This window comes from Streptomyces sp. NPDC057950 (genome assembly GCF_042887295.1).
GTDB lineage: Bacteria > Actinomycetota > Actinomycetes > Streptomycetales > Streptomycetaceae > Streptomyces > Streptomyces kaempferi.
In genome coordinates this window covers 251,980-268,987 of sequence record NZ_JBHVPP010000014.1, presented here as the reverse complement: position 1 = coordinate 268,987, position 17,008 = coordinate 251,980, and the positions used below count along the sequence as shown (strand labels likewise).

Genomic DNA, 17,008 nt, shown 5'->3' with positions numbered 1-17,008 from the left:
GCTCCCATACTCGGCCCACGCCTGATCCAGCGGCGACGGCCTCGACACACCGGCACGGCCCCGACCCACCCACCGGCCCCGGCCCCGGCCCAAGCCCAGGCAGCCGACCGTCACCCGCACCCGCACCCGCACCCGCCGACGAGCTACCCCCGCCCCCCGGCCCCCGCCCCCAACGCCCGCCCCTGAGGCACGATCCCCGCGGGCACCGCCCGCTGCCGCGCGGGCGTCCCCGTCCAGCACGTCCCCCGCCGCGCCAGCAACCGCCGCAGCCACAGCTCCAGGGAGACCAGATCCGCGAGCCCGTCCAACGGCAACGGCTCCCCCGCGGCAGCGGCCCGCAGCGCCTTGCGCACGACCCGCGCCTCCACCAGCCCGGCCTGCGCGAGCAACGGCGTGTCGAACAGCGCGATCAGGGAGTCCGCCGCCACCCGCAGCCCCGTCCGCGCGGCCGCCGCCGAGGACGCGTGCGAAGGCGCCCCCCACCCGGGCGGCAGTTCGGCCACCCCGGCCCCCTCCAGCACCGTACGCAGAATCTCCGCCCGCGCCCCGGGCTGGACGCGCAACGCCTCCGGAAGGGCGCGGCAGGCGCGGACGACCTGGTTGTCCAGGAACGGCATGTGCAGCCGCTGGAAGCGGATCTCGGCGGCCTGCTCCAGGACACGGAGATCGGCGGCATGGCGCGCGAGCGCCGCACGGGCTCGGAAGTCACCGGGCCGCTGTCCGGGCCCGACCCCCGGCCGACCTGTGGTTCCCTGCAGGCGAACCGATACTTCAGCCAGCGCCTCACCGGTCAGCCAACGCGCCGCCGGGCCGGGCCTGGCCCAGGTGAGCGCGGCGAGCGACGCCCCCACGGCCCCGCCGGGTTCCTCGAAGCGCCGCTGCATCAGCCGGTCGGCGAGGACGTCGACACCGGTCCGGTACGGCGTGCGGGCCAGTCTGCGGGCCGCGCCGTACACGCGCGCGGGAACCATCACCGACCCGTCGGCCTTCGCCAACGCGGCGACGGGCCGCACCAGATGACGTCTCTTGCGGTCCATCAGCAGATCGGCCAGCCGCGCCGGATGGGCGTCGAGCACCTGCCGGGCCCCGTATCCCGTGAAGTGGTCCGCGCTGCCGGAGGCGAGCCGCGCCCGGTGCCGCGCCGCTGCCACCAGCGACGGTCCGGGTTCGTCGGTCAGCGGGCCGTCCAGGTCGGCGTAAGGGAGGGTCTCCTCGCCCCCGGTGACCACCACGTGGTGCAGCCGGGGATTGGCGGCCAGTGTCCCCGCCCGCTCCAGCTCGGCCTCCCGCCCGCGCACCGCGAGGTCGTTGAACGTGACCGCGAGCAGCCGCTCCCCGGCCCCCGTGCCGTGTCCCAGGACGGTGCCGGGCGCCCCCGGAAGCCCCGCGGCGAGCAGGGCCAGCGTCCCGGAGGCGGGGCCTCCCGAGAGGTCGGCCCCGATCCCGGGCACGGGCATGCCCCGCGCCGCGCGCCGTTCCGCGGGCCCCATCCCGGGCACGGGCCCGGGGTCGATGTCCGTGCCGGGAACGTGCCGGGGCGCGGCGAGCCGCGCGCGCACGGCCTCCACGAGGGCGTCCCGGACGCCGTCCACCGCGCGCTCGGGGTCGGCGGAGGGCGCGGCGACGGCGAGCGAGGCGACGGGTTCGTAGCCGGCGATCTCCCGTGCGCCGGTGCGCAGGATCAGCGCGTGCCCCGGCGGAATGCGCCGCACCCCTTCGTAGGGGGTCGAGTCGTGGATGGCGGCCGGTACGTCGGGGGCGGCGAGCAGGGCCGCCAGATGTCCGAAGTCGAGGTTGGCCTCGATGAGGTCGGCGAGGGGCAGCGCGGCGGTCGCGTACGCGGTGCCGTCGGCCCAGGGGGTGTAGAAGACGGGCCGGATGCCGGCGAGATCACCCGCGACGGTGACGCGGCGGCCGACCTGGACGACGGCGGTGTAACTGCCGGACCACGCGGTGAGATGCCGCAGTGCGCCGCCGCGCGCCGCGAAGAGTCCGACCTTGAGCTCCTCGTCGCTCGCGCCACAGGTGCCGAGGACCGCGATCCGGTTCTGTGCGTCGGCCTTCACGACCCGGACCTCGTCGGGGCGCCAGTCGCCGACCGCCCAGAGCGGATCGGGGTCGCCCCACAGGAGTTGGGAGCCCACCGGGTGCACGGTCTCGCCGTCGCTTCCGGTGGCGCCCGCCGAACCGATCTCGGGCGCCTTGGCGGCGGTACTGCTCCACCCCACCAACCACCGCATCGACGCCTCCACGGACTGTGGACAACCAGTGCACCGTACGAACTCGGCACCATGCTGCCACGAAGAGTGCGCGCGGGAGGGTTCCTGCGACGGCTTGCGCCCCCTGGAATGCGCCCCCGCGAACGCGTGCGCGCCGCTGGGGAGCGACTGCAAAGCCGATCCGAAACAACTGCGAACACCCGTCGGCGGGGCGGCGGTCGGCGGAGACGGACGAACGGGCCGCCGAGGGCGGGGGTGGATCTGCGACGCGAATGCGCCCCCGATACGCTCCCCTCGGACACCCTGCGCGCCCTCAAGTCACGTGGTAGGAGCGGTAATCACCCGCGAGGGGCACCGTCGATTTTCGGCCAAATCGGCCACGGCCGGACAGCCGTGCACACTCTCCGTACAGGCCCTGCGCACCGCTGGACCGACGCACGGTCCGGGAGGCGGAGTTCGCCTCCCGGACCGGTCCGCCGCCCGCGGGGATGGAGGCGGCGGTGTCCCCCAGCCCACTGGATCCAGTACAGCGGGCCGACCCACGCACCATCCATGGAAGCGCTCCCCCGATGGCCGGAGTAGAGCGCACGGGCGGGCGCACAGCCACACGACAGGAGCACGCCGCAACCGTCCGTACTTCCGTACGGACCACAATCCCGCCATTGGGAACAACGCCCCTTAACGCATGGGATGCGGCGAACTACGCTGGGTTTACGAATGCCGCATGGTTATGCCAGCGCGGCAGCCGTCTGTGTCGAGGGGTGGCGCATGTCCAGGGAGCAACGCGGGCCGAACGAAAAACTCGGCGCCGTTCTCGCCCTCGCGGGAATCAGCAACGCAGGACTCGCGCGGCGCGTCAACGATCTTGGCGCTCAACGCGGGTTGACTCTTCGCTACGACAAGACGTCCGTGGCGCGCTGGGTGTCGAAGGGGATGGTGCCGCAAGGGGCTGCTCCGCACCTCATCGCGGCCGCCATCGGACAGAAGCTCGGCCGCCCGGTGCCGCTCCACGAGATAGGCCTGGCGGACGCCGATCCCGCGCCCGAAGTGGGCCTCGCCTTCCCTCGTGACGTCGGGCAGGCGGTGCGGTCGGCCACCGATCTGTACCGTCTCGATCTCGCCGGGCGCCGGGCCGGCGGTGGCGGCATCTGGCAGTCACTGGCCGGTTCCTTCGCGGTGAGCGCCTACGCGACCCCCGCATCACGCTGGCTGATAACCCCGGCCGACAGTTCGGTGGCGCGGGACGCGAACCCCGCCGAGGGCTCCGGAGCGCCACTGAAAGTCGGCCACAGCGACGTGCAGAAGCTCCGCGAGGCAGCCGAGGACGCCAGACGCTGGGACTCCAAGTACGGAGGCGGCGACTGGCGTTCGTCGATGGTGCCGGAGTGCCTGCGCGTCGAGGCGGCTCCGCTGCTGCTCGGCTCGTACTCGGACGAGGTCGGCAGGGCCCTCTTCGGGGCGTCCGCCGAACTCACCCGGCTCGCGGGCTGGATGGCCTTCGACACGGGCCAGCAGGAGGCGGCGCAGCGCTACTACATCCAGGCGCTGCGGCTGGCCAGAGCGGCGGCGGACGTCCCCCTCGGGGGCTATGTGCTCGCGTCCATGTCCCTCCAGGCGACCTACCGCGGCTTCGGCGACGAGGGCGTCGACCTCGCCCAGGCCGCCCTGGAACGCAACCGCGGCCTGGCCACGGCCCGCACGATGAGTTTCTTCCGCCTCGTCGAGGCGCGCGCCCACGCGCGTGCGGGGGACGCCCACGCGGCCGGCGCGGCGCTGCGGGCCGCCGAGGGCTGGCTGGAGCGGGCCCGGGACGGCGACAACGATCCGTCCTGGCTCGGCTTCTACTCGTACGACCGGTTCGCCGCCGACGCGGCGGAGTGCTACCGCGACCTCAAGGCGCCGCGCCAGGTCCGCCGCTTCACCGAGCAGGCGCTGTCGAAGCCGACGGAGGAGTTCGTCCGCTCACACGGCCTGCGCCTGGTGGTGTCGGCCGTCGCCGAGCTCGAGTCGGGCAATCTGGACGCGGCGTGCGAACAGGGCGTACGGGCCGTGGAGGTCGCCGGGCGCATCTCCTCCGCGCGCACGACCGAGTACGTGAAGGACCTGCTCCACCGGCTGGAGCCGTACGGCGACGAACCGCGCGTGGTGGAACTCCGGGAGCGCGCACGACCGCTGCTGATGGCTCCCGCGTAGACCGAGTCCGACGGCCGAGCCCGGTCGCCCGGCCCTTCGCGTCACCCGACGGACAGGACCGGACGACCGGACAGGACCGGGATCGGATCCGCTCCGGTGTACGGGGACGGGACGTGCGGGACGTGCGGGACGGGACGTCCGAGGGCGGGCGAGCCCCCGCGGGACACGGGCTCGTCCCGTCCCCGCACGCGCGAGGTCCGCTCGTTCTTCTGTGCGATCTTCGCGGCGCTTTCCGGGTTTGAGGGCATTGTCAGTGGCGCAGTGCACTATCGAAGCCGGGAGGTGAAGCAGGTGCGGATCGTTTACGACTGCGATGTGCTGGTGATCGGCGGCGGCATCGTCGGCCTGTCGACGGCGTACGCGATCACGCGCGCCGCGCCGGGCACGCGGGTGACGGTGCTGGAGAAGGAACCCGGCGCCGCCCGGCACCAGACGGGACACAACAGCGGGGTGATCCACAGCGGGATCTACTACCGGCCGGGCTCGCTGAAGGCGAGGTACGCGGTGCGCGGCGCCGCCGAGATGGTCAAGTTCTGCGCGGAGTACGGCATCGCGCACGCCGTCACCGGCAAGCTGATCGTCGCCACGGAGAAGGCCGAGCTGCCCCGCCTGCACGCACTCGTACAGCGAGGCCGGGAGAACGGGATCCCGGTGCGCGAGCTGGGCACCGCCCAGCTCGCGGAGTACGAGCCGGAGGTGCGCGGGCTCGCCGCGATCCATGTCGGCACGACGGGGACATGCGACTACGTCGCGGTCGCCCGGCAGCTCGCGGAAGCCTCCGGCGCGGAGATCCGGTACGGGGCCGAGGTCGTCCGCATCGACCGGCGGGACGCCCTCGGCGTCGCCGTCCGCACCGGCGACGGCACGATCGTCCGTGCCCGGGTGCTGGTCAACTGCGCGGGGCTCCAGTGCGACGAGGTCGCACGGCTCGCGGGGGACGAACCGGGGATGCGGATCGTGCCGTTCCGCGGTGAGTACTACTCCTTGGCGCGGCCCGAGCTGGTGCGGGGGCTCGTGTATCCCGTGCCCGACCCCGCCTTCCCCTTCCTCGGGGTGCATCTCACCCGGGGGATCGACGGAGACGTCCACATCGGGCCCAACGCGGTGCCCGCGCTCGCTCGGGAGGGGTACGGGTGGGGGGTGATCCGTCCCCGCGAGGTGGGCACGACCCTGGCCTGGCCCGGGTCGTGGCGGATGGCCCGGCGGCACTGGTCGTACGGGGCGGGGGAGCTGCGGCGGTCGGTGTCCCGGAAGGCGTTCACCGGGGCCGTGCAGCGGCTGCTGCCGGCGGTGACCGTGGACGATCTGGTGCCCGCGGCGGCGGGGGTGCGGGCGCAGGCGGTGTTGCGGGACGGGACGCTGGTGGACGACTTCCTGATCGAGGAGGGGGTGCGGACGGTGCATGTGCTGAACGCGCCGTCGCCTGCCGCGACGGCGGCTCTGCCGATCGGGAGAGAGGTCGCGCGTCGGGCGCTGGCTGCGCTGGCGGTGACCTGAGGATTCCCGCCCCCGCCCATCTGCCCGACCCATCCGTTCCCGGGGGCTCCGCCGCCAGACCCCCGCTCCGGCCCGAAGGGCTCGTCCTCAAACGCCGGACCGGCTGAAAATCCGCAGCCCAGGCCCGCACCACCAGCCCGTCCGCCGATCGAGGACAAGGCCCTCAAGGCCGGAGCGGGGGTCTGGGGTCCGCAGCCCCCGTGGGCGGCGGACGGTGCGTGCGGGACCTGGTCGTAAAATCGACGCATTGTGTCTGAGTTCCTGAGCAGCTCCCCCGAACAGCCCCACCCCGCCGGCGACGCCCCGCGGGAGCGCCCCCGTGCCAAGGGAGAGCCCCGGTTCCCCGGCGGGCCGCAGGCCGATCCCGCCGGGTCGCATTTCGAGCGGCGGATCCGGAGTTTCCAGCCGCGCCGCAGCCGGGTGACGGCCGGGCAGGCGGACGCTCTGCAGCGGCTGTGGCCCAAGTGGGGTCTCGACATCGACGGGCAGCGGATCATCGACCTGGCCGAACTGTTCGGCGCCGAGCTTCCCGTCGTCCTCGAGATCGGGTTCGGCATGGGCGAGGCCACGGCGCGGATGGCGGCCGAGGATCCGGCGACGGGGATCCTGGCCGTCGACGTGCACACCCCCGGCCAGGGCAATCTGCTGAACCTCGCGGACCAGAACGGACTGGCCAACATCCGGGTCGGCAACGGCGACGCGATCATCCTGCTCCGCGAGATGCTCCCGCCGGACTCGCTGAGCGGCCTGCGCGTGTACTTCCCCGACCCGTGGCCCAAGAAGCGCCACCACAAGCGCCGGCTGATCCAGCCGGAGTTCCTGGACCTCGCCGCGACCCGCCTCGCGCCGGGCGCCCTGGTGCACTGCGCGACGGACTGGGAGCCTTACGCCGAGCAGATGCTGGAGGTGCTGACCGCGCATCCGGAGTTCGAGAACACCGCGCCGGACGGCGGTTTCGCGCCTCGTCCGGGCTTCCGGCCGCTGACCCGTTTCGAGGGCCAGGGGCTGGAGAAGGGTCATGTGGTGAACGACCTGCTCTTCCGGCGCGTACACCACCGCGAGCAGCACACGCCGGGCGACTGACACCCCTGCGGACCGCGTCCGGCACCCTCGCGGACACCGCCCCCGCCTCGTTAGGGTCAATGCCGTGGCCACCTTTCCCGCGTACCCCACGCACCCCGGCGCTCCTGGCGGCGCGCCGCCCGCCGGTGGGCCGCGGCACCGGCACTGGTGGCGGCGATGGGGGTGCCTCCCTGCTCGGGGGAGGGTGCGCTACGGCGCGCTGACCATCCTGCTCGCGCTCTCCGGTCTCGTCATCCTGGCCCTGGTGCGCCAGCAGACCGGTACCGAGGGCTTCCTGGTGGGCCTCGGCCTCGCCGTGCTGCCCGTCCCGCTCCTTCTCGCCGCGTTCCGCTGGCTGGACCGGGTCGAGCCGGGCCCCTGGCGGAACCTGCTCTTCGCCTTCGCCTGGGGCGCGTGCGCGGCGGCGCTGATAGCGATCGTCGCCAACAGCTTCGCGACCCGGTGGATAGCGACCGCCACCGCCGACCCGTCGAGCGCCGACACACTCGGCGCGACGGTGATAGCCCCGATCGTCGAGGAGTCCGCGAAGGCCACCGCCGTGCTGCTGGTCTTCCTCTTCCGCAGACGGGACTTCACTGGGATCGTCGACGGCGTGGTCGTCGCCGGGGTCACCGCGACCGGCTTCGCCTTCACGGAGAACATCCTCTACCTCGGCACCGCCTTCGGCACCGACCAGCTCAGCGGCGAGCGCGGACTGGCCTCCGTCACCGCAGCGACCTTCTTCGTCCGGGTCGTGATGGCACCCTTCGCGCACCCGCTTTTCACCGTGTTCACCGGCATCGGCTTCGGGATCGCGGCGCTGTCCGCCGAGCGCCGACGCCTGCGCCGCGTCCTGCTGCCGTCGGCCGGGCTGCTGCTCGCGATGGGCATGCACGCGATGTGGAACGGCTCGTCGAGCTTCGGGGAGTACGGGTTCTTCGCGGTGTACGGCGCGTTCATGGTGCCGGCGTTCGGACTGCTCACCTTCCTCGTCATCTGGACGCGGCAGCGCGAGCTGAGGACCGTCCGCGCCGAACTCCCGGCGTACGCCGTCGCCGGGTGGCTGACCCCGCCCGAGCCGTACGTACTCGGTTCGATGCGGGCACGCCGGCTGGCACGTCAGTACGCGGCCCATCACTTCGGCAGGGCGGCGGCACGGTCGGTCGCGCGGTACGAGGCCTGCGCGACCTCGCTCGCGTTCCTGCGGCACCGGGGGCGCGGCGGCCGCGCGGGCGCCGATTTCGTCGTACGGGAGCGGGAGCTGCTCCACGAGCTGTGGCGCCGCAGGGAGGTCGCCCGCCCCTCCCTCGCCCACGCGGCACGGGTGACCGCCCCCGCCGTCCCGGTGCCGCCGCCATGGCCCGCGTACGGCCCCGACGGGAGCTACGGCTACGGCTACGGCTACGTGCCGGCGCAGCCGTCGCCCCGGGACGGACGGCCGTACCCGGACCCGACGGTGCCCCGCCCGGCGTACGACCCCTACCGGCCTTGAGGGGAGCGCTCAGGCCGACGCCTCCGTCAGCCGTGCCAGTTCGTCGTCCTTCAGCGTGAGGTCCGCGACCGCGAGCAGCTCCGGAAGCTGTTCGACGGTTCGTGCGGAGGCGATCGGGGCCGCGACCGTGGGCCGGGCGGCGAGCCAGGCGAGGGCGACGGTGGCGACCGAAACGTCATGGGCGTGCGCGACCTCGTCGAGGGCGTCGAGGACACGCGGGCCGCGCTCCGTCTCGAGGTGCTTGGCCGCGCCCTCGGCCCGCGCCGAGTCGACGGTCGTGCCCGGACGGTACTTGCCGGTGAGGAAGCCGGCGGCGAGGGCGAAGTACGGGACGGCGGCCAGTCCGGTCCGGGAGGCGACCTCCTGGAGCGGGCCCTCGTAGGTGTCGCGCGAGACGAGGTTGTAGTGGGGCTGGAGGACGGTGTAGCGCGCGAGGCCCTCGCGGTCGGAGAACTCCAGGGACTCCGCGAGCCGTTCGGCGGACAGGTTGGAGGCACCGATCGCCCGGACCTTGCCGGCCCGTACCAGCTCGTCGAGCGTGCCGATGATCTCCTCGACCGGTACCGAGGTGTCGTCGAAGTGGGTGTAGTAGAGGTCGATGTAGTCCGTGCCGAGCCGGCGCAGTGACGCGTCGGCCGCCGCCCTGAGGGTGTCCGGGGCGAGCCCCTTGTACTGGGGATGGGCGCCGGCCTTCGTGGCGAGGACGACATCGGAGCGGTTGCCGCGCGCGGCGAACCACTTGCCGATGATCGTCTCGGACTCGCCGCCCTTGTTGCCGGGGATCCACGCCGAGTAGCTGTCGGCGGTGTCGACGAAGTTGCCGCCCGCGGCCGCGTACGCGTCGAGCACGGCGAAGGACTGCGTCTCGTCGGCGGTCCAGCCGAAGACGTTGCCGCCGAGGGCGAGCGGGAAGACCTCGATGTCGGAGGAACCGAGCGTGCGGAGAGGAGTCATACCCCATTTCAACAGCCGTACCGGACGACCGCATTCCGCACCCGCCGTGCTCGTGGCGGGCGCTGGATCAGGGGTTGATGCCCTTGCTCTGCAGCCAGGCCATCGGGTCGATCGCGTCGCCGCCGCCCGGGTGGACCTCCAGGTGGAGGTGCGGCCCGGTCACGTTGCCGGTCGCGCCCACCCGTCCGATGACGTCACCCGTGCCCACCTTCTGCCCCACGCTGACGCTGATGGACGACTGGTGGCAGAACCACAGCTCCGTGCCGTCGTCGAGGGTGAGGATCGTGCGGTAGCCGTACGATCCGGCCCAGCCCGCCTCCGTGATGGTGCCGCTGTGGACCGCCTTGATCAGCGTGCCCGTGGGGGCGGCGAAGTCGAGGCCCGTGTGGTACCCGGAGGACCACATGGAGCCGGCGTCACCGAAGCGCGAGGTCAGGGTGTACGAGGAGGTCGGCAGCGAGTAGCTCTTGGCGAGCTTCGCGAGGCGCGCGGCCTCGGCCTTCTGCTTGGCCTCCTCGTCCGCCTTCTTCTTCGCGGCGGCTTCCTTGGCCTTGGCCTGGTCCTGCTGCTCGGCGGCCAGCGCGACCGCCTTCTTCGCGGCGGCGCTCTCGGCGGCGTCCTGGGCCGCGCTGTCGACCTGGTCCTGCTGGGACTCGGCCTGCTCCATGATGCGGGCCCGCAGCGCCTCGCCGGCGTCGGCGTTGCCCTGCGCGGCGTCGGCGCTGGTGAGACCGGCGCCGGTGAGCGGGGTCGAGGAACCCTTCGGCGTGCTGGAACCGCCGTCGGATATCAGGGCCTTGGCCGACTGGGTGACCGAGGAGAGGTCGGGCAGCGAGATCGACACGGGCGGCTTGCCGGGCGCGGCGGTGGCGATGCCACCCGCGCCCACGGCGGCCAGGACACCGACGCCGAGGACGGTGGAGCTGCGGGCGAGCCCGCCGCCGCGCTGCTTGGAGACGCGGTGCCGGCCGCGGACGGGAGCGACGGAATCCGCGGTGGGGTTCCACTCCTCCCAGGGGCCCTCGTCGTCGCCGCGGGAGTAACCGAAAGTCTGGGTGTCGTTCGGCGCGAACGAAGTGGGCTGGGCAGGCCGGTTGGACGCCACGTGGGCGCGCTCCTTTCCTTCCTTATCGCCTACCGGGTTAGCTGACGGGTTCGGAGCAGGAAGGTCTCCTACGCGCGTCAAGCCACGGTGTCTCCACCGTGAAAGACGCTCGATTCACCCCAAGTTGGTGGTTCCCCGGTTCCCTCGCGGGATTCGGCGCGTGCGCACGGAGCCGTCTCTTGTGACGGCTGGGACGACCGCGCTGCGTTATCGAACGTTAATAGACTCGGGTACCGGATTCCAAGCCGTTCGTACGGATCATTAACCACTCTTGGCCAGGACTTACGGGGCATGAGCGTGGGAAAACGGGCGAGTTGACCCGCCCTCCCTCACGCGCTTGTTTTTGACCGTGTGTCAGTTGTTACGCGGAGGAGTACCCTCCACTACCCCTCGTGACAACGATCAAGGAACTCCGTCGCCCGCGGGGGGACGCCGCACGGCGAGCAGCGCCATGTCGTCCGCGAGCGCGCCGCCGGTGTGCCGGCCGACCCCCGCCGCGAGCTCGGCCAGCAGGGTGTCCGGGTCGCTGAAGGTCCGTCCCGCGAGCCGCTCGGCCGGATCGTAGAAGTTCCCGCGGCCGTCACGCGCCTCGGACAGCCCGTCCGTGTGGAACAGGAGCGTGGAGCCGAGCGGGAAGTCCGCCGTGTCCGCGCGGTCGGGCCAGGAGCCCAGCTCGCCCATGCCGAGCGGCAGCGCGGGGTTCGCGGCGGCGAGCGTGAACAGCGTGCCGTCCCCGTGCAGGAGCAGCGGTGACGGATGGCCGCGGTTGACGATGCGGACCACGTCGCCCCCGTGCGGGATCTCCGCGAGGACGGCCGTGGTGAAACCCTCGAAGGCGTCCAGGCCCTCGCGCCGGGTGCCCTCGCGGGCCAGCGCACGTTCCAGCCGCTGCGCGACCGCCTCCAGCGCCGTCTCCTGTTCGGCCGCCTCCCGGAACGCCCCGATGACCACCGCGACGGCGGCCACCGCGCCCATGCCCTTCCCGCGGACGTCGCCCACCACCAGCCGTACGCCGTGCGGGGTGTCCTGCACGGCGTACAGGTCGCCGCCGATGAACGCGCCCTCCTGCGCGGCCTCGTAGCGTGCCGCGACCGCCAGGCCGCCGATCCGCCCCTCGGGTTCCGGCAGCACGGCGCGCTGAGCCGCCTCGGCGATCTGCCGGGCCGAGGCGAGCCGTTCGTCCGAGCGGCGGACGAGGATGTTGATGAGGACGGCGAGGACGACGACGGTCGCCACCGTGGCGACCTCGGTGATCGAGCCGATCCCCATGTGGAGGCCGAACCTGAGGCGGCACGCGAGCAGCGCGGCCAGCGTCATGACCCCCGTGAGGAGGGTGCCGCGCAGCGAGAAGATCGGCGCGGCGACGAGCGGGGCTGCGGTGAAGAGCGGAGCCGCGGTGAATTGGGGCGGGGTCAGACAGTCGTAGACCACCGCGACGACGACGAGCAGGACGGGCAGCGCCCGCACGAGGGTCCAGGCGTGCGAGATCCGGCGGGTGTCCGGGTCCGGCGGCGGTTCGTCCCCCGGCCGAGGATCGGGCACGGGGCCGCCGGGCCGCCGTCCGCCCGACCGGCCGTAGGGCCGTTCGGCCCGCCGCGCACCTCCTCGCTGCCCCACCCGTCCAGGTTTCCCGCACCGGGGGAAGGGGGCCAGCGGTGTGGACCGACCGGGGGACGGCCCTCGCTGCCGTACGGGCGTGTCGGAGAGACCCGGGACCGGAAACACCCTGCGCCGAAAACACCCGGGCCCGCGAACAACAAGACTGGGGAACACCAGGGCCCGGGAAACGCCGAAGGCCGGAACTCGTGAATCCGAGTTCCGGCCTTGGCCTTGAGTAGCGGGGACAGGATTTGAACCTGCGACCTCTGGGTTATGAGCCCAGCGAGCTACCGAGCTGCTCCACCCCGCGTCGTTGAAACCAGTGTACGCCATGTTCGACCCCCCGAGCACACCCGTTCACGCAGGCCCCACGACCAGGCCCCTTCTCCTCCGGATCCCCTGCGATTCCGCACCGCTCACGACCGTCCACGGCCGTCCACGGCCGGGCACCGGCCGCCGCAGGCCCCTCCGCTAGGCGGCGCCGAGAAGATGCCCGTTGGGCGCTGTGGCCCGCTCCTCGAACTCCGGGAGCACCACGACGTCCGCCCCCGCGGCCGCCAGCAACCCGTTGCCGTCCGCGCCCGCCACGAAGGTGTCCGGCTCCCGCCAGGCGGTCACCACCCTGCGCACCCCCGCGTCGAGGATCAGCCGGGCGCAGGGTGCGGGCCGCGAGGCCCGCCGGGCGCACGGCTCCAGACTGCTGTAGACGGTGGCGGACGCCAGCCGCGGATCCCCGGCAGCGATCTTGGCGAGTGCCGCCTCCTCGGCGTGCGCGACGGGGTCGCCCCCCTCCCGCGAGTGCCCGCGGGCCAGCTCGGTGCCGTCCGCGGCCACTACCACCGCGCCCACGCTGAACGCGGTCCTCGACGGCGGGCACAGCGCGGCCAGCTCGCACGCCAGCCCCAGCCAGTGCCGGTCCGCCGCGGAGGCGAGCGCACCGGTGCCGGGGGCCGTGGGGACGTAGCGGATGAGGACGACGTCGCCCACCGCCCGTGTCTCCACCAGCCGCATCCGTCCGGGCGGGTATCCCCCGGGCCCGAACAGCCGTGGCGCGTCTGCCTGTCCCACGAAGAGCGGCGCGACGGCGAGCTGGAGTTCGTCCGCCAGGCCCTGCCCCATCAGCTGGGTGTGTACCCGCCCGCCGCCCTCGACCATGAGACGCCGCACCCCGCGTACGTCATGGAGGTGTTCGAGCACGGCGCGCCAGTCCAGCTCGGCCCCCGTCGCCACCACGTCGACGGCCTGACCGCGCAGGGCGTCGGCGGCCCGTACGGCCCCCTCGTCCGTGGTGTAGACGATCTTCTCGCCGCCCGTGTGCCAGAACTGCGCGTCCGGGTCGAGGTCGCCGGACCCGCTGACGGTGACCTTGAGGGGGTAGGCGGGGCGGCCCTCGGCGACCCGGGCGGCGCGCCGCTCGGCGGAGTTGACCAGGAGGCGGGGATTGTCCGAGCGGATCGTGCCCGCGCCGACCAGGATCGCGTCGCTGGACGCCCGCACCTCGTCGACCCGGTCGAAGTCGGCCGGACCCGAGAGCAGCAGCCGTTCGGGGCCGGTGTCGTCCAGGAAGCCGTCGAGGGAGACGGCGGCGGACAACAGGACGTGGGGATGGGGCATGGGACGCTGCCTCCGGCTCCGAGCTCTGCGCTCTGGGCTGCTAGTGACTCAAGTAGGGGTTCGAGTGGCGGTTCAGCAGTGGTTCAATTTTTAAACAATACCTAGACTGGCGACATGACGACCCGCTGGCTCACCCCCGCCGAGCAACGCGCCTGGCGCTCGTACATCGCCGCCGTCTCGCTCCTGGAGGACACGATCGACCGGCAGCTCCAGGCGGAGGCCGGCATGCCCCACCTTTACTACTCCATCCTCGCGATGCTGTCCGAGGCCCCGGAGCGGCGGCTGCGGATGACCGACCTCGCCGAGGTCCTGAAGATCACCCGCAGCCGGCTGACGTACGGCGTGACCCGGCTGGCGAACGACGGCCTGGTACGCCGGGAGGGCTGCCCCACGGACCGGCGCGGTCAGGTCGCGGTCCTCACGGACGAGGGTATGACCGTCCTGGAGCGGGCGGCGCCCGGACACGTGGCGCAGGTGCGCGCGGCGCTCTTCGACCGCCTGACGCCGGAGCAGGTGGGGCAGCTGGAGGAGATCTGCGCGAGCGTCACCCGTGGCATCCAGGGGGAAGGTCCCGCGGCTCAAGGGGAAGATCTGCCATGGCGGCGGCGTTCCTCCTGAGGACGCCGGACGAACGGGACCGGACGGCCGACGCGGACGGGGCGGACACGCCGGCCGGGCGAGTCGGGTGAGCCGGGTGAGCCGCAGTCAGCTCGTCTCCTCGAAAGTGTTGCTTGAACTTTAAAGCATACTGTACGGTCAGTTCCCGAGGCTGTGCTTCAAATATGAAACACGCCGCCGGGACACCACTGCCACCGACCCGCTGGACCGGAGAGACAACATGCGCGACTTCCCGACCGCCACGGTGCGCACCCGCGTCGCCGTGCCCCTGCGCTTCGGCGACGGCTACTCGGTCGACGCGGAGCTGGTCACCTTCCACGGCCTGGCCGACGGCCGGGAACACCTCGCCGTCGTGCTCGGCGAGGTGGGCGCGAACCCGCTGGTGCGCCTGCACTCCGAATGCCTGACCGGCGACGTCTTCGGCTCGGCCCGCTGCGACTGCGGCCCCCAGCTGCGCGAGGCGGTGGAGCGGATCGCGGAACGGGGCGGCGTGCTCCTGTACCTGCGCCAGGAGGGCCGCGGCATCGGCCTCTACAACAAGCTCGACGCGTACGCCCTCCAGGACCAGGGCCTCGACACCTACGCCGCCAACGCCGCCCTCGGCCTCCCCGAGGACGACCGCGACTACACGGCGGCCGCCCAGATGCTCCGGGCCCTCGGCGTCGGCTCCCTCGACCTGCTCTCCAACAACCCCGACAAGGCGGAGCAGCTCCGCGACCTCGGCATCGAGGTCTCCCACCGGGTCCCGACGGGCGTCTTCACCACGGCCCACAACGTGCGCTACCTCCGCGCCAAGGTCCTCCAGACCCAGCACACGCTCCCGCTGCCGGAGCTCACGGCGGGCTGAGCCCCGCTGCCCCCCAACACACAGAAGCCCCAGGCCGGATGCACTCCGGCCTGGGGCTTGTCGGTAGACCCTGTGGGACTCGAACCCACAACCAATGGATTAAAAGTCCACTGCTCTGCCAATTGAGCTAAGGGTCCACGCACCGGCCCGCACACATCCCGCGCCGACGCATCCCCGAGCATAGCCCGACGCGGCCGGGACTCCGATCGGGTATCGGTCTCCCGGCCGCGCCGGAACTGCGCGCGGCCGGGGACCAACCGCGCACAACGCTACGGATCGACCGGTTCGGGCGCACCCTTGCGCGCCGCCTCACGCGCCCGGTTGCGGACGTGGTCGGGGTTGAGGAACCAGTGCCGGGCCGAGGCCGTCCACCAGGCCGCGGCGAAGCCTAGGACGACGAGCACGGCGACCGGCGCGTAGTTGAAGGTCTCCCAGGTCACCGGGGAGACCTGGGGCAGCATGAACAGGACCGTGATGACGACGACCCAGCCGACCGCGATCACCCCGATGAGCCGGGACCAGCGGCCCAGGTGCCACGGCCCGCGCTGGAAGGCATCTCCCTTGCGCACCCGCAGGAACGTCGGGATGACGTACGCGACGTAGAGGCCGATGACCGCGATCGACGTCACGGCCGCGTAGGCCGCGTAGTTGATCAGATAGGGCAGGCCGAGCACGAGGGCCCCCAGCGCGGCCAGCCAGACCGCCGCCACGGGGGTGCGCGTGCGCGGGTTCACCGTGTGCCAGACGCGCGAGAAGGGCAGCGCGCCGTCCCGCGAAAAGGCGTAGATCATACGGCTGTTGGCCGTCACCGACGCCATGCCGCAGAAGAGCTGCGCGCCGATCACGACCAGCAGCAGGAGCTTCCCGGACGTGGCGCCGAGCGCGTCCAGCAGGATCTGCGCCGGCGGCGCGCCCGTCGCCGAGCCCAGCTCCTTGTCGTACGACTGGATGGCGAAGGTGAAGCCGAGGAGCAGGACGAAGCCCGCGATCCACGAGGTCCAGATGGACCGCACGATGCCCTTCGGGCCGGCCGTCGACGCGTCGTGGGTCTCCTCCGTCATGTGGGCGGAGGCGTCGTACCCGGTGAACGTGTACTGGGCCATCAGGAGTCCGACGAGGACGACGTAGACCCCGCTGCCCCAGCCCGTGTTGTTCACGAACTTCGTGAACACGAAACCGGCCGTCTGGTGGTGGTCCGGCACGAAGGTCAGCGCGCCGACGATGACGGCGACCCCGACGACGTGCCACCACACGCTGATGCTGTTGAGGAGGGCGACGATCCCCACGCCGAACGTGTTGAGCAGCCCGTGCAGGACCAGGATCCCGGCGAACAGCAGGACCGTGCGGCCCGGCGTCACCTCGAAGTCGAACTGGAGGTTCAGGTACGCCCCGAGGAACGACGCCGCGCCGAAGTCGATGCCCGCGGTCACCGCGACCTGCCCGAGGACGTTGAACCACCCCGTGAACCACGCCCAGGCCGCGGCGGAACGCTCGGGGGCGAGCCGGTGCGCCCAGAAGTACAGCCCGGCGGACGTCGGATAGGCCGAACAGATCTCGGCCATCGACAGTCCGACGAACAGCGTCATCAGTCCGACCGCGACCCATCCCCAGGTGATCACGGCGGGACCGCCGGTGTTCATGCCGAACAGATACAGCGTCAGACAGCCCGAGAGCACCGAGATGATCGTGAACGAGACCGCGTAGTTGGAGAACGCCGACATGCGGCGGGCCAGAACCTGCGTATAGCCGAGCTGGGCAAGCCGTTCTTCGTCCGAGAGCCCACTCGCCTTGGCGTCATCTGTCATGCC

The 17,008-nt window shown here is 72.4% G+C and carries 12 protein-coding genes, 2 tRNA genes and 1 riboswitch; of the genes, 6 read left to right on the top strand and 8 right to left on the bottom strand.

Annotation, left to right across the window (positions count from 1 at the left end; translation table 11 throughout):
- Nucleotides 1–143: 143 nt before the first annotated feature.
- The gene (locus tag ACFVTC_RS24070; protein WP_390130158.1) at nt 144–2,240 is read right to left on the bottom strand and encodes an asparagine synthase-related protein; all 2,097 of its coding nucleotides are present in this window, start codon (nt 2,238–2,240) and stop codon (nt 144–146) included.
- 747 nt (nt 2,241–2,987) lie between these two features.
- On the opposite strand from ACFVTC_RS24070, the gene ACFVTC_RS24065 reads away from it, so the two are divergent.
- From ACFVTC_RS24065 to ACFVTC_RS24050, 4 genes are all read left to right on the top strand, one after another.
- Nucleotides 2,988–4,412, top strand: a complete 1,425-nt coding sequence (locus tag ACFVTC_RS24065; protein WP_390130157.1) for an MFS transporter — start codon at nt 2,988–2,990, stop codon at nt 4,410–4,412.
- Nucleotides 4,413–4,673: 261 nt separating this feature from the next.
- On the top strand, nt 4,674–5,909 hold the full coding sequence (gene lhgO / locus ACFVTC_RS24060) for an L-2-hydroxyglutarate oxidase (protein WP_390130155.1): 1,236 nt from the start codon (nt 4,674–4,676) through the stop codon (nt 5,907–5,909).
- Nucleotides 5,910–6,158: 249 nt separating this feature from the next.
- Nucleotides 6,159–6,992: a tRNA (guanosine(46)-N7)-methyltransferase TrmB gene (trmB, locus tag ACFVTC_RS24055; protein WP_390130152.1), complete on the top strand. Its 834-nt coding sequence runs from the start codon at nt 6,159–6,161 to the stop codon at nt 6,990–6,992.
- Between the two features lie 64 nt (nt 6,993–7,056).
- Entirely contained in the window at nt 7,057–8,463 is a 1,407-nt protein-coding gene (locus ACFVTC_RS24050; protein WP_390130150.1) for a PrsW family intramembrane metalloprotease, read from the top strand.
- A 9-nt stretch (nt 8,464–8,472) separates the two neighbouring features.
- Here ACFVTC_RS24050 and ACFVTC_RS24045 read toward each other — a convergent pair whose 3' ends face one another.
- From ACFVTC_RS24045 to ACFVTC_RS24025, 5 genes are all read right to left on the bottom strand, one after another.
- On the bottom strand, nt 8,473–9,417 hold the full coding sequence (locus ACFVTC_RS24045) for an aldo/keto reductase (RefSeq protein ID WP_390130149.1): 945 nt from the start codon (nt 9,415–9,417) through the stop codon (nt 8,473–8,475).
- 67 nt (nt 9,418–9,484) lie between these two features.
- Complete coding sequence (locus ACFVTC_RS24040) at nt 9,485–10,522, bottom strand: M23 family metallopeptidase (RefSeq protein ID WP_390130146.1); 1,038 nt, start codon at nt 10,520–10,522, stop codon at nt 9,485–9,487.
- Nucleotides 10,523–10,533: 11 nt separating this feature from the next.
- Nucleotides 10,534–10,691: riboswitch (cyclic di-AMP (ydaO/yuaA leader) on the bottom strand.
- 233 nt (nt 10,692–10,924) lie between these two features.
- Complete coding sequence (locus ACFVTC_RS24035) at nt 10,925–12,139, bottom strand: PP2C family protein-serine/threonine phosphatase (RefSeq protein ID WP_390130143.1); 1,215 nt, start codon at nt 12,137–12,139, stop codon at nt 10,925–10,927.
- Nucleotides 12,140–12,357: 218 nt separating this feature from the next.
- Nucleotides 12,358–12,431: transfer RNA gene (locus ACFVTC_RS24030), tRNA-Met, on the bottom strand.
- Between the two features lie 161 nt (nt 12,432–12,592).
- Complete coding sequence (locus ACFVTC_RS24025) at nt 12,593–13,735, bottom strand: dihydrofolate reductase family protein (RefSeq protein WP_390130141.1); 1,143 nt, start codon at nt 13,733–13,735, stop codon at nt 12,593–12,595.
- Between the two features lie 114 nt (nt 13,736–13,849).
- Here ACFVTC_RS24025 and ACFVTC_RS24020 point away from each other — a divergent pair, with 114 nt between their 5' ends.
- Both ACFVTC_RS24020 and ribA read left to right on the top strand, forming a co-directional pair.
- Nucleotides 13,850–14,353, top strand: a complete 504-nt coding sequence (locus ACFVTC_RS24020) for a MarR family winged helix-turn-helix transcriptional regulator (RefSeq protein WP_390130140.1) — start codon at nt 13,850–13,852, stop codon at nt 14,351–14,353.
- Between the two features lie 220 nt (nt 14,354–14,573).
- Nucleotides 14,574–15,200: a GTP cyclohydrolase II gene (ribA, locus tag ACFVTC_RS24015; protein ID WP_390130136.1), complete on the top strand. Its 627-nt coding sequence runs from the start codon at nt 14,574–14,576 to the stop codon at nt 15,198–15,200.
- Nucleotides 15,201–15,264: 64 nt separating this feature from the next.
- Here ribA and ACFVTC_RS24010 read toward each other — a convergent pair.
- A tRNA-Lys gene (locus ACFVTC_RS24010) sits at nt 15,265–15,337 on the bottom strand.
- A gap of 132 nt (nt 15,338–15,469) precedes the next feature.
- Nucleotides 15,470–17,005: an amino acid permease gene (locus ACFVTC_RS24005; protein WP_390130134.1), complete on the bottom strand. Its 1,536-nt coding sequence runs from the start codon at nt 17,003–17,005 to the stop codon at nt 15,470–15,472.
- Between the last annotated feature and the right edge of the window lie 3 nt (nt 17,006–17,008).